The following is a 25,720-nucleotide window of genomic DNA, read 5'->3' on the forward strand; positions in this document are numbered from 1 at the left end:
CTTGTGTTGGAAGCCGCGGCTTGGTGGAAGCCGCGGGTATGGCAAAACGGTGAGGCGTCCTACGCCTGCGCCGTGAATCCGGGCGGCGTGGCGAACGGACCGGCAATGACGAGCGTGTCGCCGTCGAGCTTGAGCGGGAGCACCGGGAGCGCGCGCGGCGCCGGCCCGCCCGCAACCGATCCGCGTTCGAGCGGGCGGAACTTGGAGGCGTGGCAGAAGCACGCGAAGACCTTCTCGCTGCCCATGAAGGTCTTGATGTCGCAGCCCATGTGCGTGCAGATTGCGGAGAAAGCGAGCACGCCACCGGCGGACAGGGCTTTCGTCTCCGCGTCGAGTTCGGCTTCGGGGAGGCGAAGGAGGACGACCTTGTTGAGGCGCGTCTCCGAGCGGATGCGCTTCGCAGCGGCGTCGTACGGGAAGGCCAGCAACGGCTTGCCGACGCGCAGATCCGTGAGCTTCAGCGGTGTCGGCTCGCCCTCGGCATCCTCCTCGACGAGGAGGTCGCCCGTTGCATGGCGCAGCTCCTCGGGAACCGTTTCGAGCGCCAGTGCCGCACGCCCGTGAAGCCCGACTCCGGCTGCCAGGCCGAGCGCGGCGATCTTGAAGATCTTGCGCCGGGTCGAATCGACGGGCGCTTGCGCGGTGCACCCACAAGTTTCTCTCTGTTCCATTTGACTCATCTCCATCCTCGGCGACCCCCTGCGCAAGCCCTTGCGGCGGGGATTCTTGTGGCTCAGCTCATGTGTTGCATACTCTACAAACTCTGAATTCAGAGTGCAATAGCTTATTGCGGTTTTTTTGAATTCAGAATTCCCATTCCGTCGCCGCAGGTATCCGCTACTGCCCGGGCTGCGCGCCCGCCACGGCCCTGCACGCGCCGTCCGCGGGACGAACGGCAGGCCTAAGTGCCGCCTTGGTCGACCAGCATCGCCACTGCGGCCGAGAACGTAAGGAAGGCACACGCCGTCGTGACAAGGACGACGCGGGCGACACGCCCGGTATCCGCGCCGAACCGCTCGGTGAGCATCGGTACGTTGCTCGCGCTCGGCAGGGCGGCCACGAGCACGAGGACAGTCAGCGTGAACGGCTCCAGCGGCAGTCCGGCCGCGATGGCGAGCGTCCCGATACCGAGCACCAGCGCGGGATGGACGATCAGCTTGAAGAACACCACTTGCGGCACGTCACCGACCTCGCGGCCGCCGGCCGCCTGCGCTTTCGCCGCGAGCTGGGATCGCGCGAGCACCGCGCCGATGGTGAACAAGGCCGTCGGCGACCCAGCATCGGCAAGCATCTCGATGACGCGCATCAGGGGCTGGTACAGCGAGAACCCGGTCGCAGACGACAGGCCGCCGAGCATGATCGCCCACGGCAGGGGATTGACCATCACGCTCTTGAGCGCTTTCATGGCCGCCATCCGCGCGCCGCCGGCGTCGGCCGTGCTCACGCGCGACAGCGCAATGCACAGTGACGAGGTGATCACCATATCCACCGCGAGGGGCACCATCACGGGAGCGGCTGCGCGCGTGCCCAGCAGCGACACGAGCAGCGGCATGCCCATGAAGCCGGAGTTGGGGAACGCCGCCACCAGCGCGCCGAACGAGGCGTCGTTCCATCCTACGGCCCCCTTTCGCGTCGTCAGGACGGTCAGGGCCACCATCGCCAGCGCACAGATCGCGTAGATCGCGAATGCGCCGACATCGAGGAGCTTGGCGATCGGCGTCCCGGCACTGAAGCGAAAGAGCATGCACGGCAGCGCGAAGTACAGCACGAAGGTGTTCAGACCCGGGATCGCCTCCAGCGGCAGCATCCGGTGCCGCGCCGCGAGATAGCCGCACAACACCAGCGCGAAAAAAGGAAAGGTCACCAACAGGATCTGTTCCATGCAAACGTCTCTCTCGTCCGTATCGCCCCCGGGGCAGCGAGGCCGAAAATGTGATCCGGCGACAGCCCCACCGGGACTGCCGCCGTCTGGCCGTCATGCCGGGACAGACTCGGAGGGAACGAGCCGCTGGCGCAGCACGCGGTGCAGGATCTTCCCGGTGGCGGTGCGCGGCATCTCGGAATCCGCGATGAACATCACCGAACGCGGGCACTTGAATCCCGCCAGGCGTTGCCGGCACCACGCCTGCATCTCCTCGACGTCGGCACTCTGGCCGTCATGCAGGACGATCACGGCCTGGACCGTCTCGCCCCACTTGTCGTGCGGGATGCCGATGACTGCCACGTCCTTGACCTTGGGATGGCCGCCCAGCACGCCTTCGACCTCGGACGGGTAGATGTTCTCGCCGCCGCTGATGATCATGTTGCTCTTGCGGTCGACGAGCCAGATGTAGCCGTCCGCGTCGCGGCGCGCCATGTCGCCCACCGAGCACCATTCACCACGGAAAGCCTCGGTCGTCTTTTCCGGGTTCTTCCAGTAGCCGTCGAACACGTAGGACGTGCGCGAGAAAAGCTCGCCCACTTCGCCGTCCGCCACCTCGCAGCCGTTCTCGTCGAGCAGGCGGATCGCGCCGCTGCCGGCCCATTCGCGTCCGACCGAGCCGAGCTTGACGATCTGCTCGTCGGGCCGCAGCAGCGTGACCCAGCCCGCCTCGGTGGACCCGTAGAGTTCGTACAGCTTGCCGTTGCGGAAGTATTCGAGGATCGCGAGCTTGGTGTCCTTGCGTGCGGGCGCCGATGAGATCATCAGCTTGCCCACGCTGCTCATGTCGTAACGCCGCTTCACCTCGTCCGGCAGCGCCAGGATCATGATGTAGTGCGTCGGCACCAGCGACGTGAAGGTCACCTTCTCCTGCGCCAGCGTCGCCACCAGCGCCTCGGGATCGAAGCTGCGACGGTCGTCGATGACGCAGGTCGCGCCCATGTGGATGAAGGTCGTGCCGAAGTACAGCGAGTTCGCATGACACATCGGCATCACCAGCAGCGCCGTGTCGTCGCGCGTGAACCCCATTTCGAGCGCCGTCGCGAGCGCGATCAGCGTGCTGCCCGCGTGGCTGCGGATCGCCCCTTTCGGACGCCCCGTCGTTCCCGACGTGTAGAGCAGCGCGCAGGTTTCCTCCGCATTCACGCGCGCAAACTCGGTCGCCGCGCTCGACTGCGCAACCAGGTCCTCGTAGCCGATCCACCCGGCCCCGGCCTGCGCGCCGAGGACGACGCAGCGCCCCCGCACCCCGCCCAGCTCGTCGCGGATCGAATCCACCGTGTCGACGAACTCGGCGCCCGCGATCAGCGCACCCGCTTCGCAGTTGCCGAGGATGTAGGCGATCTCGGGCGCCGTCAGGCGGAAATTGAGCGGCACCGCCACGAGGCCCGCACGCGCGAGGGCGACGTACATCTCCATCCACTCGATGCAGTTGTAGGCGAGCACCGCAACCCGGTCGCCCGTGTGCAGGCCCAGACCGAGCATTCCGGCAGCGAGGCGGTTGGCGCGCTCGTCCCACTGCGCGTAGGTCAGGGAGCGCCGCGAATCCCGCGTGCCGAGCTTCTCGGGCGTCAGTCTGGCGTGGGTGGCAACGGCATCGGAAATGGTCAGCAGGTGGCTCATGGGCGGTGTCTCCTTGGGGTGGTGTCCGGGTTCAGAATTCCGAACGCTGAAGAAATTATAGACTTCTGAATTCAGAATGCGATAGGATTCTAAGCGAAACGAACCCGTTTGCAACACCGCTTTGCGATGCGCCCGACCCCGACACCCACAACCCCTTGGGCGCTGCAGGCACGAACAACAGGAGGAGACACCGTGAGTACCATGGCAATTTCGGAGCAGTCGGCGGCGGCGGTCATCGCCCGCTTTCTCAAGCAGCGCGGCGTAAAGCGCGTGTACAGCCTGTGCGGCGGCCACATCATGCCGATCTGGATGCGGCTCGACGCGGAGGGCATCCGCATCATCGACGTGCGCGACGAACGCGCGGCGGTGTACATGGCCCACGCGGACGCGCAGCTCAACGGCGGCTTCGGCGTCGCGATGGTGACCGCCGGCCCCGGCGTCACCAACGCCATGACCGGCATCGCCAACGCGCACGTCGCCCGCGTGCCGGTGCTGGTGCTGTCCGGCCTGCCGCCGCGCCCGCAGGAGAACCGCGGCGCGCTGCAGGACATCGTGCACACCGACCTCGTGCGCTCGATCACCCGCTACGCGCGCACCGTGCGCCAGCCCGAACTCGTGCTGCAGGAGCTGGACGAGGCGGTATCCCGCGCCGTGGGCCAGGGCGGAGAGCCCGGTCCGGTGTATCTCGACTTCCCCGTCGACACGCTGCGCGGCGAGGTTCCGCTCGCGGTGCAGCTGCCCGAGCATTTCGCGCCGAAGCCGATGCCGACGCTGGCCCCCGATCCCGCCGCCGTGCAGGCCGCGGTCGAGCTGCTGTGGTCGGCGAAGCGCCCGCTGTTCATCTCGGGACGCGGCGCGCAGGGCTCGGGCGATGCGCTCTGCCGGCTCCTGAGCCGCCTCAACGCGGCCTATCTCGACACCGGCGAGAGCCGCGGCCTCGTGCCCGAAGACCATCCCTCCGTCGTGGCAGCCATGCGCGGCTCCGTGATGGGGCAGGCAGACCTGGTGATCACGCTCGGCCGGCGCCTGGATTTCCAGCTCGCCTACGGCTCGCCCGCCGTGTTCGGCGACGCACGCTTCCTGCGCATCGCCGACTGCGCCGCGGAACTGCGCGACAACCGGCGCGGCGCGGTGGAGTTGATGGCCACCCCGACGCTGGCGCTCGAAGCGATTCTGCAGGCAGCGGGCGACCGCATCTCCGCCACCGATGCCGACTGGACCTACTCGCTCCGCGCCAAGCACTGCGAGCGGGCCGACAAACTCGTGACGTCGATGCGCACCGCACCCGACGGCAGTGACGGACTGATGCATCCCAATCGCCTCGTGGCAGCCCTGCGCGATGCGCTGCCTGCGGACGCGGTCGTCGTCGCCGACGGCGGCGACTTCCTGAGCTTCGCGCGCGTCGGCCTGCCGGCGACCACCTACCTCGACCCCGGCTCGCTCGGCTGCATCGGTGTCGGCACCCCCTTCGGCGTGGCCGCCAGCCTCGCCTGCCCCGACCGCACGGTGGTGGTCGCGACCGGCGACGGGGCCTTCGGCTTCAATGCGATGGAGCTCGACTCCGCGGTGCGGCACAAAGCGCCCGTCCTGGTTGTCGTAGCCAATAACGGGGCGTGGGCGATCGAGGTGCGCGACCAGCAGGAAACGCATGGCAAGGTGTGCGGCACGCGCCTGCAGTTCTCGGACCACGCCGCGATGGCGCGCGCATTCGGAATGCACGCCGAGCGGGTCGAAAAGGCGGAAGATCTGCCCGGTGCGATCCAACGCGCGCTGGCCAACCGGCCGGCCCTGCTCGACGTCCTCGTGACGCCGGATGCCGCGTCCTCCGACGCCAAGTCCGGCCTCGCATGGGTTCCGGATCTGCAGCCGCTGGCCGCGTGGAACGAGGCGGAGCGCCGCTGGCGCGATGGCAACGATCAGGAATAGAACTAGCTTGATATCCCCTTGACGCGATAGAGTTATGCTCCATGAAAATCCTTGAAACCCAACCCAAGCTGGTCGAGCAAGTCCAAAAGGCGATCCTCGAAGAGATCTCGGGCGGCAAGCTGCGCCCCGGGACGCGGATCATTCAGGAGCAGATCGCCAAGGAGCTCGGGGTCTCCCGTCAGCCCGTCCAGCAGGCCCTGGCGCTGCTGCGCAACCAGGGCGTGCTGCGCGACGCTCCGGGGCGCGGTCTGCTGGTCGCCCCGCTCGACATCAAGTACGTCCGCGACATGTACGACATACGTGCCGTCATCGAGGGACTCGCTTGCCGCCGGGCGGCGGAGCTCAATGCCAAACAGGCGAAGGCCAAGGGTCCGGCGCTCATCCGCGCCGGACGCAAGGCGGTCGCCGCGGGCTCGTACAGCGCGATGATTTCCGCGGACATGGCCTTCCACCACTTCATCTATGCGTTGTCCGAGAACCCCTTCATTGCGCCGGCAATGGAGGCCCACTGGACGAACACCCAGCGCGTGATGGGCGAAGTGCTGATCTACGACGAGCAGCCGCGCAACGTCTGGGGGCAGCACGAGGCCATGCTGGACGCGATCTCAGTCGGGGACGCACAGAAGGCGGAGGAGCTCGGACGGCAGCATATCTCCCAGGCCGCCAACTTCATGATCCAGCGTCTGCAGGAAAACGGCACGGCCTCCGAGAGCGAGGAAGCAACGGCCTGATTCGCCGTTCAAGCGGACAGGGGCAGACCGTGGCCACGGTCTGCCCCTTTTTTGCTTCTCGCTACGCGAGCGGGCGCAGCATCAGATGGGCGAAGTCAGCTCGGGCGCCAGATGGGCGGCGCTGTTGAAGGTGCGGAGCGCGACGCGTCCCTGCGAAAATACGAGCTCGGTGGTCGATGCGTTGTTGATGACGCGCACGAGTGCGCACCACTGCGCCTCGGGCAGGCCGAGAACATCGCAGACCGCCGCGGCGATCACGCCGGCCGAGGTCACCGCGAGAATCCGCTGCCCCGAGGGGGCAGCCGGGACGGCGACGACGTCACGCAACCACTGGCGCACGTCCGAGCGGAACTCGCCATATGACGCACGCCCGGGGATGTCGAGCTCCCCGCGCGACCAAGCCTCGTACGCCGCTTCGTAGCAGCGCAGCTGCTCGCGGCGCGCAGGGGCCTCCGGCCCGCTCATCGGGCGGCCGAACAAGGCGGCCGCGGCCGCGAGCACTTCCTCCCCTTCCGCGAACTCGTCGAGCCCCGTCACCTGTTCCGGCGACAGCCCGAAGTCGGCAGCCTCGACCACGAGTCCCGCCGTATCGACTTGGCGGGCTCTCGGGCCATGCCGGATACTCGTCAAGGTTTCGGCCCGTTCACGCAACCAGTGCCCGGTCGCCCGTGCCTGTTGCCGACCGAGCGTCGACAACGTGTCGTAGTGCGTTTCGCCGAACGAGGCCTGCCCGTGGCGCATCAGGATCAGGACGCTCACCGGATCAACCTCCTGTTGCCGCGCCGCTCAGGATTTCGGCAGCGCCTTGGGATTGCTTTCGGCAAGCCGCCGCCCGCCTGCCGCGCGCAGATGCGCGAACAGCGCGGCGCGGCGCGGCTTGCCCGGGTCGCCCGCGCCTTCGCGCAGCAGCCGCGCAAGGCGCCGGTTGCCTTCGGCAAGCCCGACCTTAGAGTCGTCGAGCGCGGCGTGCAGTTCGGTCAGCTCCTGCGCTTCGGGCGCGTCGCCGTTACGCAGCTGGCGTTCGGCGATCAACATCGCATTCATCACCATCAGCAGCGCGTACTTGCGCTCTGCCGGCAGCGCCGGCATCACTTCGTCACGCAGCACCTGGCGCGCACAGGCCAACAGTGCGTCGCCCTTCGGTTGTTCGCGCATCAGTCGTTCTCCGTCATGTTGAGGATTTCCCATTCCAGTTCCGGGACGATATGGCCGGTCAGCGCCAGCATCAACGAATTTTCCTCGCCGGAGCAGTGGCGCTCCGCCTGCTGGATCGCAATCACCGCCCAGCCGGTGTGCGCCATGACCTCCCAATACCGCACCGCGTCGGGATCGACGCGGCGCCCGGATTCGCTTTCGTAGCCGCGATAGAGGTCCTCGCGCGCGCCGATCCCGCCGGCCTCGTCCGCGGCGTTGCCGAAGCGCCAGCATTTCGCGCAAAGCCAGCCGAGGTCCTCGAGCGGATCGCTCCAGCTGGCGAACTCCCAGTCGAGAATGCCGGTGAGGCCGTGGTCGTCGACCATGTAGTTGCCGGTGCGGTAGTCGCCATGGCACAGCGTGACGAGACCGCGCGCCGGCGCGTGGCGCTCGAGCCAGCGCAAGCCCCATTCCAGCGCCGGGTACGCCGTATGGTGCGCGTCGAGGAAGGCGCGATGCTGCGCGACGCGGTGCAGCGCCGGGGACTCTTCATACTGCGGCAGGAAGTCTAGCGCGGCATGCGGCGGGCGCACCGTGTGGATGCGCGCAAGCTCGCGGCCGAGTTGCTCGGCAAGCCGCACCCGGTCGCCGCCGACGCGACGGTCCTTGACGAGGACGTGCGCGGCGGCCGTGCCGGCGATGCGCCGCATCAGGAAAAAGGGCCGGCCGATCACCGCCGCGTCCGCGCACAACCACAAAGGCTCGGGCACCCGCACGCCGGCGTCGAACACCGTCTTCAGCAGCGCGAATTCCTGTGCGCGCCCGTGGCTGATCGCCACCCCCGCCGTCGGCGAGTCGCAGCGCAGCACGCACTCGATACGACCGGCGCGGGGGCCGCCTTCGATCTCCAGATCGACGAGCCAGTTTTCCTGCACCGCCCCGCCGGACAACAGCTTCGCTCCGACGATCGCGACCGAGGAGGCCCCGGCGGCGGTCGCGACGAAGCGTTCGACCGCCTTGCGTGAAGTTTCTTCCATGAGTCCTTCCATCCTGCTCAAAGTCCGCTCACCAGATGAGCGCGGTCGACCGCTACGCTCGCCCCCGACATCGCCCCGCCCGCCCCTGAAGCGAGCAGCAGCAGGGGCCCGTCGAGATCCGCGAGTTCGCAGAAACGCCGGCTCGGGATGCGCATGCGCAGCTTGTCGCCCGCCTCGCTGGTGAGGAAATCGCGATTCAGGTCCGTGATGACGTAGCCGGGCATCAGCGCGTTGACGCGGATGCCGTGACGCGCCAGTTCGAGCGCCATCGCCCTGGTCGCCTGCAGCACGCCGGCCTTCGAGATCGTGTAGGGGGCGACGCCACCGCCGACACGCTCGGCGAGGATGGAGGCGATGTTGACGATGCTCCCGGCCTTGCCGGCATCGACCATGCGCCGCGCCGCCTCGGTCCCGACCAGCCAGCAGCCCTTGAGGTTGGGATCGATCACGTTGTCCCAGTCGGCCTCGGTCTGCTGCAGCAGGGGCTTGGTGATCGTCTGCCCGGCGTTGTTGATGACGATGTCGGGCACGCCGGCGACAGCCGCCGCGCGGTCGAAGGCGGCGGTGACGCTCGGCGCATCCGTCACATCCATCGCAACCGCATGCGCACGTCCGCCCGCGGCTTCGATTTCGCCGACCAGGTCCCGCAGCTTGTCGGTGCGCCGCGCGGTGACCACGACTTCGGCGCCGGCGCGGGCAAGCACTGCCGCGAAGTGCCGCCCCAGGCCGCTGGAGGCGCCCGTGACCAGCGCGACCTTGCCGTCGAGCGATAACAGGTTGCCTAGATAGTCCTTGTCCATCAGCGCTGCTCCCCTGGCTTCACGCTCGCATCCCCGCGGCCGGCGACGATCTTCTTGCCCATGCTGAAGCGGTGCACTTCGCTCGGGCCGTCATAGACACGGAAGGCGCGCATGTCGGAAAAGATGCGCGCGACGATGGTTTCGTGCGTGACGCCCTGCCCGCCGAGGATCTGCACGCTGCGGTCGACGACGCGCCACTCGGCCTCGGAGCACGCGACCTTGGCCCGGCTCGATTCGAAGTTGCAGCGCTCGCCCTGGTCGAGCAGCCACGCCGTGTGCCAGATGTGCAGGCGCGCGGTCTGCAGGTCGATCTCGTTGTCGGCGAGCATGAAGCTCACGCCCTCGTGCTCGCCGAGCGTGCGGCCGAAGGCCTGGCGGCTGCGCGCGTGTGCCAGCGCGACGTCGTGCGCGCGGCGCGCCTGGCCGAGCCAGCGCATGCAGTGCGTCAGGCGCGCCGGCGCGAGGCGCACCTGCGCGTAGCGGAAGCCCTTGCCCAGCTCGCCCAGCACGTCGGTCGCCGGCACGCGCAGCTGGTTGAAGCGCAGCACGCCGTGACCGCCGGTGAAGCACGAGTCCAGGGCGTTCATCGTGCGCACGTGCTCGATGCCGGGGCGGTCCATGTCGGACAGGAACATCGTCGCCGAGCCGTCCTCCATCTTCGCCATGATGATCGCGAAGGACGCGCCTTCCGCGCCGGTGATGAACCACTTCACACCGTCGATGACGTATTCGTCGCCGTCGCGCACCGCGGTCGTCGCGAGCATCGACGGGTCCGCGCCGGCCCCCGGCGGCGGCTCGGTCATCGCGAAGCACGAGCGCGTCTTCCCCTGCACCAGCGGACGCAGCCAGCGATCCTTCTGCGCGTCCGACGCGACCGCTTCCATCAGGTGGATGTTGCCTTCGTCGGGTGCGTGGATGTTCAGCGCGGTCGGCCCCAGCGTCGAATAACCGGCCTCCTCGAACACCACCGCCTTCTCGACGTGCGACAGGCCCAGCCCCCCCATCTCGCGCGATGCGTGCGGGGTCAGCAGTCCCGCGGCGCGGGCCTTCGCGACCAGCTCGTTGCGCAGATCCTCGGTCGGACCATGTGCCGTCTGGCGCGGATCGTTCTCGAGCGGGATCACCTCGTCGGCGATGAATCGGCGCACTCGCAACTGCAGTTCCTGCAGCGCCGGGCTTAGGGAGAAATCCATTACCTGCTCCTTTGCGTTCGTTCGATAGGTTTTCGGGCTGCGGTGGCGGGCGCCGTCACCCGCCACCGCTCGCGCATTGATTTGCCGGGGGGTTACAGCAGTCCCGTGGAGATCCAGGGCACGGCGGCGACGATCGCGAGACCCGCGAGGAGCGCGAGCACGTAACCCACGATCGGCCGTACCCCCTCCTCGGGCTTGACCTTGCCGATCGCGCAGGCCGCGTAGTAGCCGACGCCGAACGGCGGCGCGAACAGGCCGACGCCCATCGCGAGCACCACGACCATCGCGTAATGCACCTCATGCACGCCCATCTCGCGCGCGATCGGGAACAGCAGCGGCCCGAACAGCACGATCGCCGGGATGCCCTCGAGCACGCTGCCGAGGATGATGAAGGCGACGATCGACACCGCGAGGAACATCGGCGCGCCACCGGGCAGCGAGGCCATCGCCTGCGCGAGGCTGGTCGAGAAGCCCGACTGCGTCAGCGACCAGGCCATGCCGGTCGCGGTGCCGATGATCAGCAGGATCGCGCCGGACAGCGCCGCCGTTTCCACCAGCATCGGGAACAGGCGCCCCCACTTCGCCTCGCGATGCATCAGCAGGCCGACGATCAGGGCATAGGCGATGCCCAGCGTCGACACTTCCGTCGCCGTCGCGACCCCTTCGACCACCGCCGCGCGGATCACGAACGGCAGCGCGATCGCCGGCAGCGCGACCACGAAGGCCTTCCCGATTTCGCGGCGGCTCGCCTTTCGCACCTTCGACAGGTCCTCCTTGCGGTAGCGCAGCCACACGACGAAGCACAGCGAGACCCCCAGCACCAGCCCCGGCAACAGCCCGCCGGTGAACAGCGCCGCAATCGACACCCCGGTCACCGATCCGATCGTGATCAGCACCAGGCTCGGCGGGATCGTCTCGGTCTGCGCCCCCGTTGCCGACAGCAGCGCAACGAGGTCGCCGGACTTGGCGCCACGCTCCTTCATCTCGGGAAACAGGACCGGCGCGACCGCCGCCATGTCGGCGACCTTCGACCCCGATATGCCCGACACCAGGTACATCGCCCCGAGGAGCACGTAGGACAGCCCGCCGCGCACATGCCCCAGCAGGCTCGCGAGGAAGGCGACCATCGCGCGCGCCATGCCGGTCATCTCGATCAGCAGGCCGAGGAATACGAACAGCGGCACCGACAGCAGGATCAGGTGCGACATGCCTTCGTCCATGCGTCCCACCAGCACCATCACCGGCATGTGGGTCGTCAGCGCCAGGAAGCCGAAGGTCGCCAGCCCGAAGGACACCGCGATCGGCACCCCGATCAGCACCGTCGCCGCCGTGACGCCGACAAAGAAGATCAGCAGGTTCGCGTTGCCCAGTTCGCGCAGCACCGGCCCCAGCGCATAGAAGGCGCCGCAGATCACGGCAACGGTCGCCAGCGCGGACGCGACGAGACGCCAGTTGCCCACGCGCAGCAAGCGGATGATCCCCATCACGCACATCAGCGCGAGCCCCACCGGGAGCGCCGCGGCGCGCCACGCGTTGGAGAGTTCCAGCGCAGGCGTCGTGATATAGACCTCTTCGGCCGCGTACTCGTACGCCGGCCCGAGGATGAACATCAGGAACGCGAGCGCCGCCGCGACCGCGATCGTGTCGAGGAAGGCCTGCATGTGCGGCGCCGCCTTCGCGACCAGCGCGGTCATGCGCATGTGCTCGCCGCGACGGAACGCCACCACCGCACCCAGGCTCGCGAGCCACAGGAACAGGATCGACGCGGCCTCGTCGGTCCACACGAGCGGCGAGTGCAGGAAGTAGCGCGAGACCACGCCGGCGAAGAGGATGCAGATCTCGACGACGATGAGGGTCGCGGCCAGAGCCTCGACGGCCGAGGCGAAGACCCGGTCGGCAGCATGCGCGAATTGCAGCCGGCGGCTCTTCGTGCTGGCGTGTGCAGTCCCGGGCGCGGCCTCGGCCGCGCCCAGCGAATGGGCGATCGTGTTCATGACGGCCTCGCGGGATCAGGCGATATCGCCGGCGTATTGCTGCAGCAGGGCCCAGGCCTCGGAGCCGAACTTCTCGCGCCACTGCGAATAGAAACCGTTCTTGCTCAACACCTGGCGGAAGGCAGCGGTATCCACCTGGTTGAAGGTCAGGCCCTTGGCTTCCAGCGTCTTCTGCAGGTCGATGTTCGCGCGGGCGATATCGTCACGCTGTTTGCGCGCGGCGGCGTTGATGTGCTTCGTCATCACCTGCTGCACGTCGGCCGGCAGGGACTTCCACACGCGCGCGTTGGCGATGAACCAGAAGCCGTCCCACGCGTGGTTGGTCAGCGAGCAGTACTTCTGCACCTCGAAGAACTTCGCCGAATCGATCAGCGCGAGCGGGTTCTCCTGGCCGTCGGCAACCTTGGTCTGCAGGGCCTGATAGGCCTCGCTCAGCGGCAGGCTGACCGGCGCCGCATCGATCGCCTTGAACATCGACACCCACAGCGGCACGACCGGCACGCGGATCTTGAAGTTGCGCAGATCCTCGGGCGTGCGGATCGGACGCGTGCTGCTGGTGATCTGGCGGAAACCGTTGTCCCACACCGTATCGAACGGCACCAGGTTCACCTTCTCGATCGAACGGCGAATGTGGTTGCCGACCTCGCCGTCCATCGCCGACCAGACCTCCTTGTAGTTGCCGAACGCGAACCCCACGCCGGTGATGGACGTCGCCGGAATCAGCGTCGACATCACGGTACCCGGGAAGGTCGCCAGCTCCAGCGCGCCGGCACGGATCTGCGACATCATGTCCGAGTCGCTGCCGAGCTGGTTGTTGGGGAACAGCTGGATCGCCACGCGGCCGTTCGTTTCCGCGGCGATCGCATCGATGGCTTCTTTCAAGCGGACATTGACCGAGTGGGTCACCGGCAGGTCGGTCCCGAGCTTCAGCTTGAATTCCGCCGGCTTGCCCGCGGCGGCCTGGGCGAAAGCGCTACGACTCACCGCCGTCGCCCCTGCGAGTGCGGCGACCGTCAGGAATTGTCTGCGGGTGATGTTTGCCATGGTGTCTCCTCCATTTGGGTATCGGTGCCCGGCCGGTGCTCCTTGCCGGCTCGAGTCGCAATCGGTTTGCGCAGGCGCTCCCTTCTGCGCTCGTCACATTGAATTCGGAATTCGCTCACGCACGACTTAGTGTATTCTGAATTCAAACAATGTCAACAAACCGAAGGAGCGCCCAAGGCACGGGCATGCCGTGCGCGCGGGCGCCCTGCAGGCGAGGACACGATCCGATCGCCGTACCCTGCTCGAAGTGACAAGAACGCACAAATCCCTGCGCAGATGTCGTTTGCACCCGATCGCCGCGTTGCATAGCATCAAGCTCGGGCCAATCCTCGACGCAACGCACGGCAGGAGGAACGGCCGCAAGGCCCGAGCGCCGGCACGCGACCGAAGCATGCCGCGCTGTTAATGCTGCAGTTCACGTTTTTCACAAGACACCACCCGGCCGCAACATGGGCCGGGGGCTTTCCGCAGGTCGAGACCCCATGGCAAGCGCACTTTCGCATATCCGCGTACTGGACCTTTCGCGCATCCTGGCAGGCCCGTGGTGCAGCCAGATGCTCGCCGACCTGGGCGCCGACGTGATCAAGGTCGAGCGCCCCGGCACCGGCGACGACACCCGCGGCTGGGGCCCGCCGTGGCTGAAGGACGAGCACGGCGCCGACACGGACGTCGCTGCGTACTACCTGTGCGCCAACCGCAACAAGCGTTCGGTCACGATCGACATCACCCGCGCCGAGGGCCAGGAACTCGTGAAGCGCCTCGCGGCAGGGGCTGACGTCGTGCTGGAGAACTTCAAGGTCGGCGGCCTCGAACAGTACGGGCTCGATTACGCATCGCTCAAGGCGGTCAATCCCCGCCTCGTGTATTGCTCCGTGACCGGCTTCGGCCAGGATGGCCCGTACGCCTCGCGCGCCGGCTACGACTTCCTGATCCAGGGCCTGGGCGGCCTGATGAGCATCACCGGCCGCCCCGACGGCGAGGAAGGCGGCGGGCCGATGAAGGCCGGGGTGGCGCTGACCGACATCCTAACCGGGCTGTACGCCGCGAACGCGATCCTCGCCGCCTTGGCGTGGCGCGAGCGCAGCGGCGAAGGCCAGTACATCGACCTCGCCCTGCTCGACGTGCAGGTCGCCTGCCTCGCCAACCAGGCGGCCAACTATCTCGCCACCGGCCGCTCGCCCTCAAGGCTGGGCAATGCGCATCCCAACATCGTGCCGTACCAGGACTTTCCCACCGCCGACGGCTACATGATCCTGGCGATCGGCAACGACGGGCAGTTCGCGCGCTTCTGCGCCGAAGCGGGCCGCCCGGAACTGGCCGGCGACCCGCGTTTTGCGACCAACGCGGAACGGGTCAGGCACCGCGCCACGCTGATCCCGCTGCTGAAGCAGCTCACGGTGCTGCGCAGCACGGCGGAGTGGATCGCGGCGCTGGAATCCCTGGCCGTGCCCTGCGGCCCGATCAATACGCTGGCCGACGTCTTCGCCGATCCGCAGGTGCTTGCTCGCGGCCTGCAGGTGACGGTTCCGCACCCGCTCGCCGGCACGGTGCCGCTGGTGGCGAACCCGATGAAACTGTCGGCGACGCCGCCCGATTACCGCCTTCCGCCGCCGGCGCTCGGCGAGCATACGGACGAGATCCTGAGCGCAGCGCTCGGCCTGACCGACGGGGAGATCGCGCGCCTGCGCGCCGACGGGGTGCTGTGAACGCCCGCACAAGGGGCGTCCCGCGGCGATGGGGCCGGCAGAGACTGCCCGGCCACCCTCCCCCGGCGGACCGGGGGAGAGGCGGCGCGACCTCAGTCCTTGAGGACCGCAGCCATCGCTTCGGCGACGTACTCGACGTTGCGGGTGTTGAGGCCGGCGACGCACATGCGGCCGGAGCGCACGAGATACACGGCGAATTCCTCGCGCAGACGGTCGACCTGCGCGGGGCTCAGGCCGGTGTAGCTGAACATGCCGCGCTGCTTGATGAAGTAGCTGAAGTCGCGCCCGGGCACGCGCGCGCTGATCACTTCGTGGAGCTTGCGGCGCATCGCACGGATGCGGTCGCGCATCGCGTCGACCTCGCCGGTCCATTCGCCGTACAGCGCCGGGTCGTCCATCACCATCGCGGTGACGCGTCCGCCGTGGAACGGGGGGCTGGAGTAGTTGCGGCGCACGGTGAATTTCATCTGCCCGAGCACGCGCGAAGCTTCCTCGGCGTCCTTGCACACGATGGAGAGGCCGCCGCAGCGCTCGCCGTAGAACGAGAGGTTCTTCGAGAAGGAGTTGCTGACGAGGAAGCTCACGCCCGCATCCGCGAGCGCGCGGATGGCGAAGGCGTCATCGTCCAAGCTGTCGCCGAAGCCCTGGTAGGCGATGTCGAGGAAGGGGATGAGATTGCGCTCCTTCGCGACGGCGATGACTTCGCGCCACTGCTCCTGCGACAGGTCGACGCCGGTCGGATTGTGGCAGCATGGGTGCAGCAGCACGATCGCGCGCGCCGGCAGGGTCTTCAGCGTCGCGAGCATGTCGGCGAAGCGCACGCCGCCGGTGGCCGCGTCGTAATAGGGGTAGTCATGCACGGCAATGCCGGCGCCCTCGAAGATCGAACGGTGGTTGTCCCAGGTCGGGTCGCTGACCCACACCTCGCTGGCGGGGAAATAGCGCTTCAGCAGGTCGGCGCCGACCTTGAGCGCACCCGAACCGCCGATGGTCTGGATCGTGGCGATACGCCCGGCCTTGAGCGCGGCGTGTTCCGGGCCGAACAGCAGGCGCTGCACGGCGGCGCGATAGTCGGCCGCGCCTTCCATCGGCAGGTAGGAGCGCGGCAGCGGGGTCGCGGCGAGCGCAACCTCGGCCTTGCGCACGGAGCCGAGCAGCGGGATGCGGCCTTCCTCGTCGTAGTACAGGCCGATGCCGAGATTGACCTTCTGCGCGCGCGTATCCTGCATGAAGGTTTCGACGAGGGTGAGGATGGGGTCGCCGGGATAGGCGTCGATGTGTTCGAACATGGGCAAACGGCTCCGCGATGATCGGTCGGGTTGAACGGTCGCCGGCGGCGGCGCCGAAGTGACACGGCGCGCGCAGGCGGCAAGTACGGGAGTGTATCCGATCGGGTCCGCGCGTCGCCCATCGGACCGGTCGGGCACCAGTCGGGGCGCGCAGGATCATATGGGCACCGCCGATCACCCGCGCCTCGGGGGGCCGCCGAGCCGGTCGCAGCCATCCCTACGACATGGAAATGGTAACTTTGTGTGACAATAGCGCGACTACGTCTTAGGTTATAGCTACACGAACGGATGCAAGCTGCGATGCCTTCAAGAAGATTCCTTGTTCCGCTGCTCGCGGCCGCCCTGTGCGCCGCCGGAGCGCTCGTCGCCCCCGATGCACGGGCCGGCGAGCAGGCCTACAAGGCGGTGGCCGCGGCGCGCAAGCTGATCGCCTCGGGCCAGGTCCCAGCGGGCTCCCGACTCACCCTCGGATTCAAGCAGGGCAACGTCAATGCCTTCCTCGGCACCGATCTGGCGCTGCAGAAGGAATGGGAAAACCTGACCGGCATCGTGCTCGACGTCCATATCGTGCCGCAGCAGCCGATCAGGGAGACGCTGCGCGGCACGCCCGACATCGACATCGCCGTGGCACGCAACCACGAGTATCCGGATCTGCTGGCGGACGGGCTGATCACCGATATCGGGCCGTTCATGGCCGAATACGGCTATCGCTTCGACGACAACGACAGCGACGGGTACATCCGTCCGGAACTGCAGTCGAAGGTGGGCGAGCGCACCGTCGCCATTCCGGCCGACGGCGACGTGGTGCTGCTGTACCTGCGCCGCGACCTGATGGAAAACGCGCAGGAGCAGGCGGCGTTCCGCAAGACCTACGGGCGTGCGCTCGCGGCGCCGAAGACCTGGGCGGAGTACGAGGACCTGGTGCGCTTCTTCCACCGTCCGGCGCAGGGCCTTTACGGAGCGGCCGAGGAGCGCGACGAGGAAGGCGCCTGGATGTTCTGGATGCCACGCTTCCTGTCGTCCGCCGCGCCGCACGCGGAGCTGTTCGACGAGCAGATGCGGCCGCGCCTCGACATGCCCGGCGCCATCGCCGCAACCGAAAACTACATTGCGCTGGTGAAGTACTCGCCGCCGGGAATCACCGACGCCGGCCGGAACTACAACTTCACCCTGCCGCTTTTTGCCCAGGGCAAGGCCTTCGCGACGATGAACACCATCGCCGCCGCGCGCATGTTCAACACCGAAGGCTCTGCGGTGCGCGGCAAATTCGCCGCCGTCCCCTTGCCGGGCGGCCGCGTGGACAACCGCACCGTGCGCCACAACACGCTGATCTACGGCAACAACCTCGTGATTCCGAAGTCGGCACGCAATGCGCGCCTCGCCTTCCTGTACGCGATGTGGCTGACCGACCCCGACGTATCGACGCGCTCGATCGGCGTGGCGGGCGGATTTGCCGACCCGTATCGCTGGAACCACCTGCGCGACGCACGCATCCGCAAGATCTACACGCCGGAAGCGCTCGAGACCTTCAGCGGGGAATGGGCCGTGACGCAGCCGGCCGGCACCGGACTGCGCGGCGACGCGCAGTATCTCGCCGCGCTCGACCGCAACCTGACTGCCGCCGCCCGCGGCGAGATCGGGGCGCAGGAAGCGATGAACCGCACGAGCAGCGAGTGGGAACAGATCACGGACAAGCTCGGCCGGGCCGAGCAGATCCGGCAGTGGGCGGAGTTCCGCCGCCAGTTCGGTAACCGCAAATGAACCTGCCGCACGCCCCCTCCCCGGCTGTCGCCGCGCCGGCCCGGCGGAGCCCCTTCCGCCAGTCGCTGCTGGTGCGGCTGTCCATAATGTTCGCGCTCGGGGGGCTGCTCGTCGCGGCAATCCTGGTGATCGGCAACCGCGTGCTCGACGATGCGAAGCAGCGGCTCGAGAATACCGTCATCCGCCAGGTGCAGCCGCTCGCCGCAACCCATCGCCTGCAGACGCGCAGCAACGAGCTGCGCACGCTGGAGCTCGAACTGCCCACGGTGCGCGACGTGTTCGCGCTCCCGCAATACGCCGAGCGCATGCAGGTCGAGATCGAGGCGATGACCGCGGAGCTGGCGCCTTTCCTCGTCGCGCTCGCGTCCACGCGCCCGGACGACGCGCGGCGGCTGGAAAAACACTGGGCCAACTACCGCGGCGACCTGCAGGAAGTCATCCAGCTCGCGGGAAAGATGGATCTCGCAGCGGCGGAAGCGATCACCAGCACGCGCACGCGCACCGCGCACGCGGCGATATCGTCGATCCTGCGCGAACTGGTCAGCGCGACCGAGCAGGCCGCAACCGAAGCCTACCGGCAGGCGCGCGAAGAGCAGCAGCGGCAGCAGCGCTTCTTCCTCATGCTGTCGCTGGGCGGCTTCCTGTTCCTCGCTGCGGGGCTGGTCGTTTTCGCGCGCTCGCTCTCGCGCCGGCTGCGCACGGTGCGCGATGCCGCGACCCGGCTTGCCGCGGGCGAGGAGCGCGAGCCGATCGCCATCTCCGGCGACGACGAGATCAGCGACCTGGGCCAGGCGTTCAACGCGATGCAGGAGATCGTCGTCTCGCGCGAACACAGCCTGCGCGCCGCCCAGGAGGAGCTCGAGGATCGCGTCGCGCAGCGCACGCAGGCGCTGGCGACGGCCAACGCGCGGCTGTGGATGCTGTCGCAGGCCGTCGAACAGAACCCCATCGGGGTGCTGATCGCGAGCGCGGACCGGCGCGTGGAATATGCGAATGCCGCCTACGTGCGCGTCACCGGCCGTCCGGCCGACACCCAGCTTGCGAGTTCGCTGCCGGAGGCGGCCGATCCCGAACGCAGCCGGGAAGTCGACGCGGAATTCCGCGCGGCCCTGCTGGCCTGCGAGGACTGGGACGGCGAACGCCGCAGCTGTCGCCCCGACGGCAGCGAATACTGGGAGCACCTGCGCCTGGTCGCGATGCGCACCGAGCAGGGGCGGCCCGAGCACCTCCTGCTGATGCGCGAGGACATCACCGAGCGGCGCACCCAGGAGGAGAAGGTCGCCTATCAGGCGTATTACGACAGCCTCACGGCACTGCCGAACCGCACGCTGGCGCTCGACCGCCTGCAGCAGGCCACCGGGCGCGCGGCGCGCGAAGGCACGATGTGCGCCGTGATGTTCATCGACCTCGACAACTTCAAGCAGATCAACGACACGATCGGCCACGTCGCCGGCGACGAGCTGCTGTGCCAGGCGTCCGTGCGGCTGCGCTCGGTGATCCGTGCGGAGGATACCGTCGCGCGCCTGGGCGGCGACGAATTCCTCATCATCCTCGGTGTCGCGCAGGCGAGCGATGCCGACGCGGTCGCCACCAAGATCATCCAGGCCTTCACGCCCCCCTTCCAGATCGAGGGGCGCGAGTTCACGGCCTCGCCCAGCATCGGCGTATCGCTCTTCCCCGATGATGGCAACGCCCCGTCCGTGCTGCTGCGCAATGCCGACCTGGCGATGTACGAAGCGAAGGATGCGGGCCGCAACACCTTCCGCTTCTTCAACCAGAAGATCCACGACGACTCCGTCGCGCGCATGGAGATCGAGCGCGAGCTGCGCGGTGCGCTGGATCGCGGGGAACTGCAGGTGCATTTCCAGCCGCTGGTCGCGGCGCGCGACGGCCGGCTGGTCGGCGCCGAGGCGCTGCTGCGCTGGACGCACCCGGTACTCGGGCGTGTGCCGCCGGACCGTTTCATCCCCATCGCCGAACAGAGCGGGCTGATCGTGAGCATCGGCAGCTGGGTGCTGGATCAGGCCTGTGGCCATGCGGCATGCTGGCGCGAGGCCTGCGGCGGCGACTTCGTGATCGCGGTGAACGTGTCGCCGCGCCAGTTCGCCACGCCCGGCCTCGTCGACACCATCCGGGCCTGCGTCGAGCGCCATGCGATTCCGCGCAACCAGCTCGAGATCGAGGTCACCGAAGGACTGTTGATCCGCAATCCGGGCGAAGTGCGCGAGGCGATGCTGGCACTCGAGGCGATCGGCGTCACGGTCGCCCTCGACGACTTCGGCACCGGCTACTCGTCGCTGAGCTACCTGCGCGCCTTCCCCTTCCACACGATCAAGATCGACCGCAGCTTCATCCGCGACCTCTCCGACGACGCCGAGGACTGCGCCCTGGTCGTCGCGGCCATCCGCATGGCCCGCGCGCTGGGCCTGCGCGTGGTCGCCGAGGGGGTCGAAACCGAGGTACAGTCGCGCTTCCTCGCCCATCAGGAATCGGACGTCCTGCAGGGATATCTTTTCGGGCCGCCGATTCCGCCTGAAGATTTTGTCGCCGATTGGGTGCACAATCCTAGTCGTCGGGCATTCTCATCATGACAGGATATGGGCAAGGGCGGCGGAACGAGACCGGGCAGACCGGACGCTGACGACAAGTCGGACGGGCGGAGGGAGCTGATCGCGGCGACCGACGCGCGTATCGGCATGTTCGTCGTCGAGCTCGACCGCCCGTGGATCGGCACCCCCTTCCTGCTGCAGGGCTTCCTGATCGACGACGACAGGACCCTCGAGCAGCTGCGCGAATGTTGCCGCTTCATCTTCATCGACCGCAGCCGCTCGGTCGGGGAGCACTACGCCGCCGCGCAGGACGACGCCAGCGCGCCGCACCCGGGCCGCGCGGCACGGCGCCAGGCGGTGACGGCTGCCGGGCCGGGCGCCGGCGGCAACCCGTTGAGTTTCCTGGAAGCACTCGCACTCGTGCGCAAGGGCGGCCTCGACGCCGCCGCAGCGCGCCGGCTCGCGGGCGAAGCAGTCGCGAATCGGCCTGAAACCCACTCCGTCGAGCGCGAACTGGTCCGCGCATCTCCCCTCATTGCCCAGACCGAAGCGGTGTTCGAACAAGTCATCGCGGACGTGCGCGAGAACCGCAAGCCGGACATCACCCAGGTGACGGAATGCGTCGACGACATGCTGCAAAGCGTCAAGCGCAACCCCGACGCACTGCTGTGGCTGATCCGGCTCAAGAAGTACGATCGCTACAGCTACCACCACGCGCTCGACGTCACCGTGCACCTGATGGTGTTCGCTCACAGCATGGGCTTTTCCGAGGACGGCGCGACCGTGCTGGGCGTCGCCGGCATGATGCAGGACATCGGCAAGATCCGCCTGCCCGAGCGCGTGCTGCAGAAGGCAGGCCGCCTGAGCCGGATCGAAATGGAGATCGCCAAGGCGCACGTCGAGTACTCGACGCAGATCATCCTGCAGGATCCCCATCCCATGCCGGGCCTGGTCGACATCGTCAGCCGCCACCACGAACGCCTCGACGGCTCGGGCTACCCTGCCGGACTGAGCAACGGAGCCATCGGCCTGCGCGCCGAGATGGCCGGCCTCGTCGACACCTTCTGCGCGATGACGAGCAAGCGCGCCTATGACGAGCCGCTGAGCACCCAGCGTGCACTCGAAGCGCTGATCCGGCAGCGCGACGTCAAGTTCTCGGCCAATGTCGTCGACGGCTTCATCCAGTGCATCGGCCTGTATCCCGCCGGAACGCTGGTCGAACTCAATTCCGGCGAAATCGCCGTCGTGATCGCACAGAACCGCGTCCGGCGCATGCAGCCGCGGGTGCTGGTGCTGCTGTGCGCCGACAAGACGCCGAACCATCACCCGCCGACGCTGGATCTGCTCTACTCGCCCCTGACACCGGCTGGCGAACCGTACCGGATCCTGCGCGCACTGCCCACCGGCGCCCATGGCATCGACCCGTCGGAGTTCTACCTATCCTGAACACGACCCTGCACGCTCCCCCGGGCCGCGCGGCCGAAATGCTCGCCGCGGTCGGTTATTCCGCGGCCGACGCAGCGGCCCTGCGGGCGTTCGCGCTGACCGTCCCCGACGACGCGCTCGACGCCGCCTTTGCCGCATGCCTCGAACGCCATGGCGGCGCGCGGCCGCCCGCACCCAGCGACACGGTGCTGTATGCGCGACTGCTCGAGCGGTCGCAGTGGGGCACGAACGCGTGGCTCGAGTCGCTCGCCGCGACGTGGCTGGACTGCCAGCAGCACGGCAGTTCGCCGACCTTGCCTGCGGCCGCCTGCACGCGCCTGCTCGAAGCCGTGCACGCCACGCTGCATGCCGACGGGCGCCCGCCCGGCAATGCGGAATGCGACATCCTGATGGCGACGGCGAAACTCACCCAGGCGGTGCAGGCGATGCTTGCAAGCGCATCGTTCGAACGCCTCGATCTGCGCCTTGCGGCGGGCGAAGGCGTCGATCCGTTGACCGGGCTGCCCACGCGCGCGCAGTTCGTGCACACGCTCGAGCGCCGGATGAACAGTGCCGAGCACAAGCCGGTCGGCCTCGTATTGCTGCATCTCGCATGGGGCGGCGGCGGCCCGCAACAGCTCAGCGCGCAGCGCGACCGGCTGCGCAGGCAGCTCAGCGACGCCATGAGCAGCGCGCTGCGCCCCGGCGACATGCTGTGCTCGATCGCGGACCAGGAATGGGCGCTGATCATGCCCGACCTGAAGAGCACCGGCCAGGTCCAGCTCGCCGCGCGCAGGCTGATCGAGATCTGCGAACAGCTGCGCGAACACGGCACGCCGCAGTTGCGCGGATCGATTCACGCCGGCACGGCATGCGCCCCCGGTGACGGCGACACGGCACACGACCTGGAGCACGCGGCACGCGCTGCGCTGCTCCGCGCGATCCGTGCGGGGGTACCGGTGGTGTGCTTCCATACCGACATGATCGCGCGCATGGAACACGAGATCGACCTCGAGCGCGACATCGCGCGCACGATCACCCATCCGCCGTTCCAGCTGTGGCTGCAGCCGCAGATCAGGCTCGACAACGGCCACTGCGCCGGCGCCGAGGCCTTGTTGCGCTGGCAGCGCGTGGACGGCGAGTGGGTGTCGCCGCAGCAGATCATCGACATCGCCGGCCGCCTGGGACTGATGCCGGAGCTGTCGCGCTGGCTCCTCGGCCAGGCGGTGCGCATGCTGTCCGAACTCGATGCGCAGGGGCTCGAAATCCCGGTGTCGCTCAATCTCGTCGCCGAAGACCTGCACGATGAGGAACTGCCCCAACTGGTCGCACAGACCCTCGCAACCTGGCGCGTGCCCCCCGCCCGCCTGGTGCTGGAAGTCACCGAAGGCGCGCTGATCTCGGATCGCGATCGCGCCGGCCGCGTGATCCAGGCCCTGCGCGCGCTCGGCTGCGGCGTGTCGCTCGACGACTTCGGCACGGGGTTTTCTTCGTTCGCCTACATGCGCGACCTCCCCGTCAGCGAACTCAAGATCGACCAGCTCTTCGTGCGCGACATGCTGCGCTCGAGCCGCGATCACGCGATCGTCGCGACGGTGCAGGCGCTCGCGCACGGTTTCGGCATGCGCGTGGTGGCCGAAGGGGTCGAGGACCAGCCCACCGCGGACGAACTGCGGCGCATGGGCTGCGACACCGCGCAGGGATTCCTGTACGCCCGGGCGATGCCCGCGGCGGATTTCGTGCCCTGGGTGCAGGCCCGCAACGCGGAGTGAGCCCGCGCCCGCTTCGCGGTCAGAACGCGATCGCGATGCCGAAATGCAGGCGCAGGCGCCGCTCCGCCTGCCCCCACGCAAGGTCGAGGGCGAGCGGGCCGGCGGGGCTCTTCCAGCGCGCGCCGACGCCGTAGCCCTTCTTCAGCTCGAAAATGTCGCGGTCGTCCGCCGCATCGCCCATATCGACGAAGGCCGCCGCGCCCCACTGCGGCCGGAACCAATGCACGTACTCGGCGCTCGCGGTCGCGAGGTAGCGCCCGCCGACGATCGCATCCGCCTCCTCCACGCCGAGACTCTGGTACGCATAGCCGCGCACGCTCTGGGTGCCGCCGGTGCGGAAAAGGAAGTCCTGCGGCACGCCGTCGCGGCTCTTCGCCAGTGTCGCGCCGCCCTCCGCGCGCAGGATCAGCACGTCGCGCTCGACCACCGGCACATAGCGCACGTAGCGGCCATACAGGCGCACGAAGTTCTGGTCCGACAGCAGCGCGCGCGAGCCGCCGCCGATCTCGAGCTGCAGCACGTCGCCGCGGCGCGGATCGAGCGCGTCATCGACCGCGCGGCGCGTCCATGACCAGTTCAGCGTCAGCGCCTTGCGCCGGGTCGTATCGCCGCCGTCGAGCTTGCGCTCCTCCTGCTGCATGCGCAGCGCGAGCCGCGTGTCTATGGTGGTGCCGCCGGCGATCGCACGGGTGTTCGTTCGCGCCACCCCGACTGCCTGCGTCGTCAGCGTGAGTCCCTCGACGGTGCTGCGCTCGGCGGCGGCGCCGACGCTGTCGCGATGGCCCTCCGGCGCGGGCGGCAGGAACACGTCGGCAAACAGCGACTGGCGCAGCTGCTCCACGCGCAGGGCGCTGGCAAGCTCCCAGCCGCGGCCGAACAGGTTCATGTCGCGCCAGCTGATCTCGCCACGGAAGCCGGTATTGCTCGAATAACCGGCGCCGAAGCCGAGCTGGCGCGAGCGTGCTTCGGAAACCTGCACGCGCACCGGCACCGCCGCCGCCAGCGCCGGGTCGCGCTCGATGTCGACGACCACGGACGCGAACTGCGGCACGTTCTGCAGGGTGCCCTGCAGCGCCAGCAGCTCGTCCTGATTGAACGGGCGCCCCGGCTGCAGCCGGCTGAAACGCTCGACGAGATCGGGCGGAAGATTCTTCAGCCCGGACACCTCGATGGGTCCGAGGAAGAAGGGCGGCCCGGAATCGACGGTCACCGCCAGACGCACGGTCGCCGCGTCGGGATCGACCTCGGCGCGGCTGTCGGCGATCCGCGCCGTCGCGTAGTCGCGCGATGCGACCTCGTCGAGCAGACGCCGCTTGGCGTCATCCCAGGCCGACTGGCGGAACACCTGTCCGGCGGCGAGCGACCAGGCAGTGCGGAGCTGCGCACGCCGCGCCGCGAGTGCCTCGCCTTCGCCCGCCAGCGCACCTTCGAACTGCACGTCGACCGCGACGATCTTCGCCGGCGTGCCCGGCACGACGGTGAGCTCCCAGTCGTCCTCATCCTCACGTTCCAGCCGCACTTCGGGCGAAAAATAGCCCTCGGTCGCGAGCAGTTCGGCCGCCTCGCGTCGCGCACGGCGTGCGAGCGCGATGCGGTCGGCGCGCTCGGCGGGCAACGTCTGATCGCTGCGGTTGAGGATGCGCAGGTGCCGTTCGAGCAGCGGGCGTACGCTCGGGGGCGCATCGAGCTGCACGTGCAGGGGCTGCTGCGCGGCGGCGAGTGGCGGCAGCACGGCAAGGCACAGCGCCACGAACGCGCGCACGCCGGACGCTCGGACACGACGGACGGTCATGGCCGGATTGTACCGGCCACGAC

At 68.4% G+C, this 25,720-nt stretch carries 19 protein-coding genes; 7 read left to right on the forward strand and 12 right to left on the reverse strand.

The window, feature by feature from the left end; translation table 11 throughout:
- Positions 1–59: 59 nt before the first annotated feature.
- From BW991_RS07845 to BW991_RS07855, 3 genes are all read right to left on the reverse strand, one after another.
- Entirely contained in the window at positions 60–671 is a 612-nt protein-coding gene (locus BW991_RS07845) for a QcrA and Rieske domain-containing protein (RefSeq protein ID WP_076601530.1), read from the reverse strand.
- A 230-nt stretch (positions 672–901) separates the two neighbouring features.
- Positions 902–1,882 (reverse strand): AEC family transporter, encoded by a 981-nt coding sequence (locus BW991_RS07850; RefSeq protein WP_076601531.1) that lies wholly within the window; start codon positions 1,880–1,882, stop codon positions 902–904.
- A gap of 93 nt (positions 1,883–1,975) precedes the next feature.
- Entirely contained in the window at positions 1,976–3,544 is a 1,569-nt protein-coding gene (locus tag BW991_RS07855) for a class I adenylate-forming enzyme family protein (RefSeq protein ID WP_076601532.1), read from the reverse strand.
- A gap of 201 nt (positions 3,545–3,745) precedes the next feature.
- On the opposite strand from BW991_RS07855, the gene BW991_RS07860 reads away from it, so the two are divergent.
- Positions 3,746–5,470, forward strand: coding sequence for a thiamine pyrophosphate-binding protein (locus tag BW991_RS07860; protein ID WP_076601533.1), 1,725 nt, complete (start codon positions 3,746–3,748; stop codon positions 5,468–5,470).
- 41 nt (positions 5,471–5,511) lie between these two features.
- Positions 5,512–6,201 carry a GntR family transcriptional regulator gene (locus BW991_RS07865; protein ID WP_076601534.1) on the forward strand — a complete coding sequence of 230 codons (690 nt, stop codon included), beginning with the start codon at positions 5,512–5,514 and terminating at the stop codon, positions 6,199–6,201.
- Positions 6,202–6,282: 81 nt separating this feature from the next.
- Here BW991_RS07865 and BW991_RS07870 read toward each other — a convergent pair whose 3' ends face one another.
- The 7 genes from BW991_RS07870 to BW991_RS07900 all read right to left on the reverse strand — a co-directional run bounded on the left by BW991_RS07870 (position 6,283) and on the right by BW991_RS07900 (position 13,403).
- Positions 6,283–6,960, reverse strand: a complete 678-nt coding sequence (locus BW991_RS07870; protein ID WP_076601535.1) for a histidine phosphatase family protein — start codon at positions 6,958–6,960, stop codon at positions 6,283–6,285.
- Positions 6,961–6,987: 27 nt separating this feature from the next.
- The gene (locus BW991_RS07875) at positions 6,988–7,356 is read right to left on the reverse strand and encodes a DUF6285 domain-containing protein (RefSeq protein WP_076601536.1); all 369 of its coding nucleotides are present in this window, start codon (positions 7,354–7,356) and stop codon (positions 6,988–6,990) included.
- Positions 7,356–8,372, reverse strand: coding sequence for a phosphotransferase family protein (locus BW991_RS07880; protein ID WP_076601537.1), 1,017 nt, complete (start codon positions 8,370–8,372; stop codon positions 7,356–7,358). Before BW991_RS07880 ends, BW991_RS07875 begins: the two co-directional genes overlap by 1 nt.
- A 17-nt stretch (positions 8,373–8,389) precedes the next feature.
- Entirely contained in the window at positions 8,390–9,172 is a 783-nt protein-coding gene (locus BW991_RS07885) for an SDR family NAD(P)-dependent oxidoreductase (protein WP_076601538.1), read from the reverse strand.
- The gene (locus tag BW991_RS07890) at positions 9,172–10,365 is read right to left on the reverse strand and encodes an acyl-CoA dehydrogenase family protein (protein WP_076601539.1); all 1,194 of its coding nucleotides are present in this window, start codon (positions 10,363–10,365) and stop codon (positions 9,172–9,174) included. Before BW991_RS07890 ends, BW991_RS07885 begins: the two co-directional genes overlap by 1 nt.
- A 92-nt stretch (positions 10,366–10,457) precedes the next feature.
- The gene (locus tag BW991_RS07895) at positions 10,458–12,359 is read right to left on the reverse strand and encodes a TRAP transporter large permease (RefSeq protein WP_084205004.1); all 1,902 of its coding nucleotides are present in this window, start codon (positions 12,357–12,359) and stop codon (positions 10,458–10,460) included.
- Between the two features lie 15 nt (positions 12,360–12,374).
- Positions 12,375–13,403, reverse strand: a complete 1,029-nt coding sequence (locus BW991_RS07900; RefSeq protein WP_076601540.1) for a TRAP transporter substrate-binding protein — start codon at positions 13,401–13,403, stop codon at positions 12,375–12,377.
- Positions 13,404–13,885: 482 nt separating this feature from the next.
- On the opposite strand from BW991_RS07900, the gene BW991_RS07905 reads away from it, so the two are divergent.
- Positions 13,886–15,109 (forward strand): CaiB/BaiF CoA transferase family protein, encoded by a 1,224-nt coding sequence (locus BW991_RS07905; protein ID WP_076601541.1) that lies wholly within the window; start codon positions 13,886–13,888, stop codon positions 15,107–15,109.
- Positions 15,110–15,201: 92 nt separating this feature from the next.
- On the opposite strand, the gene BW991_RS07910 is transcribed toward BW991_RS07905, so the two are convergent.
- On the reverse strand, positions 15,202–16,398 hold the full coding sequence (locus BW991_RS07910) for an amino acid aminotransferase (protein ID WP_076601542.1): 1,197 nt from the start codon (positions 16,396–16,398) through the stop codon (positions 15,202–15,204).
- A gap of 300 nt (positions 16,399–16,698) precedes the next feature.
- On the opposite strand from BW991_RS07910, the gene BW991_RS07915 reads away from it, so the two are divergent.
- Genes BW991_RS07915 through BW991_RS07930 form a run of 4 tightly spaced genes read left to right on the forward strand, consistent with a single transcriptional unit; the run spans position 16,699 to position 23,905 of the window.
- Positions 16,699–18,159 (forward strand): ABC transporter substrate-binding protein, encoded by a 1,461-nt coding sequence (locus BW991_RS07915; RefSeq protein WP_076601543.1) that lies wholly within the window; start codon positions 16,699–16,701, stop codon positions 18,157–18,159.
- Positions 18,156–20,750 (forward strand): EAL domain-containing protein, encoded by a 2,595-nt coding sequence (locus tag BW991_RS07920; protein WP_076601544.1) that lies wholly within the window; start codon positions 18,156–18,158, stop codon positions 20,748–20,750. Before BW991_RS07915 ends, BW991_RS07920 begins: the two co-directional genes overlap by 4 nt.
- 6 nt (positions 20,751–20,756) lie before the next feature.
- Positions 20,757–22,154, forward strand: coding sequence for a cyclic di-GMP phosphodiesterase (locus tag BW991_RS07925; protein WP_076601545.1), 1,398 nt, complete (start codon positions 20,757–20,759; stop codon positions 22,152–22,154).
- 38 nt (positions 22,155–22,192) lie between these two features.
- Positions 22,193–23,905, forward strand: coding sequence for a putative bifunctional diguanylate cyclase/phosphodiesterase (locus BW991_RS07930; RefSeq protein ID WP_076601546.1), 1,713 nt, complete (start codon positions 22,193–22,195; stop codon positions 23,903–23,905).
- Positions 23,906–23,924: 19 nt separating this feature from the next.
- On the opposite strand, the gene BW991_RS07935 is transcribed toward BW991_RS07930, so the two are convergent.
- Entirely contained in the window at positions 23,925–25,697 is a 1,773-nt protein-coding gene (locus BW991_RS07935; RefSeq protein WP_076601547.1) for an autotransporter assembly complex protein TamA, read from the reverse strand.
- Between the last annotated feature and the right edge of the window lie 23 nt (positions 25,698–25,720).

Source organism: Aromatoleum tolulyticum (assembly GCF_900156155.1).
GTDB classification, from domain to species: domain Bacteria; phylum Pseudomonadota; class Gammaproteobacteria; order Burkholderiales; family Rhodocyclaceae; genus Aromatoleum; species Aromatoleum tolulyticum.

Coding starts and splice junctions, on each gene's coding strand:
- BW991_RS07845 (WP_076601530.1), bottom strand. CDS start 671: ATGGAACAGAGAGAAACTTGTGGGTGCACCGCGCAAGCGCCCGTCGAT.
- BW991_RS07850 (WP_076601531.1), bottom strand. CDS start 1,882: ATGGAACAGATCCTGTTGGTGACCTTTCCTTTTTTCGCGCTGGTGTTG.
- BW991_RS07855 (WP_076601532.1), bottom strand. CDS start 3,544: ATGAGCCACCTGCTGACCATTTCCGATGCCGTTGCCACCCACGCCAGA.
- BW991_RS07860 (WP_076601533.1), top strand. CDS start 3,746: ATGGCAATTTCGGAGCAGTCGGCGGCGGCGGTCATCGCCCGCTTTCTC.
- BW991_RS07865 (WP_076601534.1), top strand. CDS start 5,512: ATGAAAATCCTTGAAACCCAACCCAAGCTGGTCGAGCAAGTCCAAAAG.
- BW991_RS07875 (WP_076601536.1), bottom strand. CDS start 7,356: ATGCGCGAACAACCGAAGGGCGACGCACTGTTGGCCTGTGCGCGCCAG.
- BW991_RS07880 (WP_076601537.1), bottom strand. CDS start 8,372: ATGGAAGAAACTTCACGCAAGGCGGTCGAACGCTTCGTCGCGACCGCC.
- BW991_RS07885 (WP_076601538.1), bottom strand. CDS start 9,172: ATGGACAAGGACTATCTAGGCAACCTGTTATCGCTCGACGGCAAGGTC.
- BW991_RS07890 (WP_076601539.1), bottom strand. CDS start 10,365: ATGGATTTCTCCCTAAGCCCGGCGCTGCAGGAACTGCAGTTGCGAGTG.
- BW991_RS07895 (WP_084205004.1), bottom strand. CDS start 12,359: ATGAACACGATCGCCCATTCGCTGGGCGCGGCCGAGGCCGCGCCCGGG.
- BW991_RS07900 (WP_076601540.1), bottom strand. CDS start 13,403: ATGGCAAACATCACCCGCAGACAATTCCTGACGGTCGCCGCACTCGCA.
- BW991_RS07905 (WP_076601541.1), top strand. CDS start 13,886: ATGGCAAGCGCACTTTCGCATATCCGCGTACTGGACCTTTCGCGCATC.
- BW991_RS07910 (WP_076601542.1), bottom strand. CDS start 16,398: ATGTTCGAACACATCGACGCCTATCCCGGCGACCCCATCCTCACCCTC.
- BW991_RS07915 (WP_076601543.1), top strand. CDS start 16,699: ATGCCTTCAAGAAGATTCCTTGTTCCGCTGCTCGCGGCCGCCCTGTGC.
- BW991_RS07920 (WP_076601544.1), top strand. CDS start 18,156: ATGAACCTGCCGCACGCCCCCTCCCCGGCTGTCGCCGCGCCGGCCCGG.
- BW991_RS07925 (WP_076601545.1), top strand. CDS start 20,757: ATGGGCAAGGGCGGCGGAACGAGACCGGGCAGACCGGACGCTGACGAC.
- BW991_RS07930 (WP_076601546.1), top strand. CDS start 22,193: ATGCTCGCCGCGGTCGGTTATTCCGCGGCCGACGCAGCGGCCCTGCGG.
- BW991_RS07935 (WP_076601547.1), bottom strand. CDS start 25,697: ATGACCGTCCGTCGTGTCCGAGCGTCCGGCGTGCGCGCGTTCGTGGCG.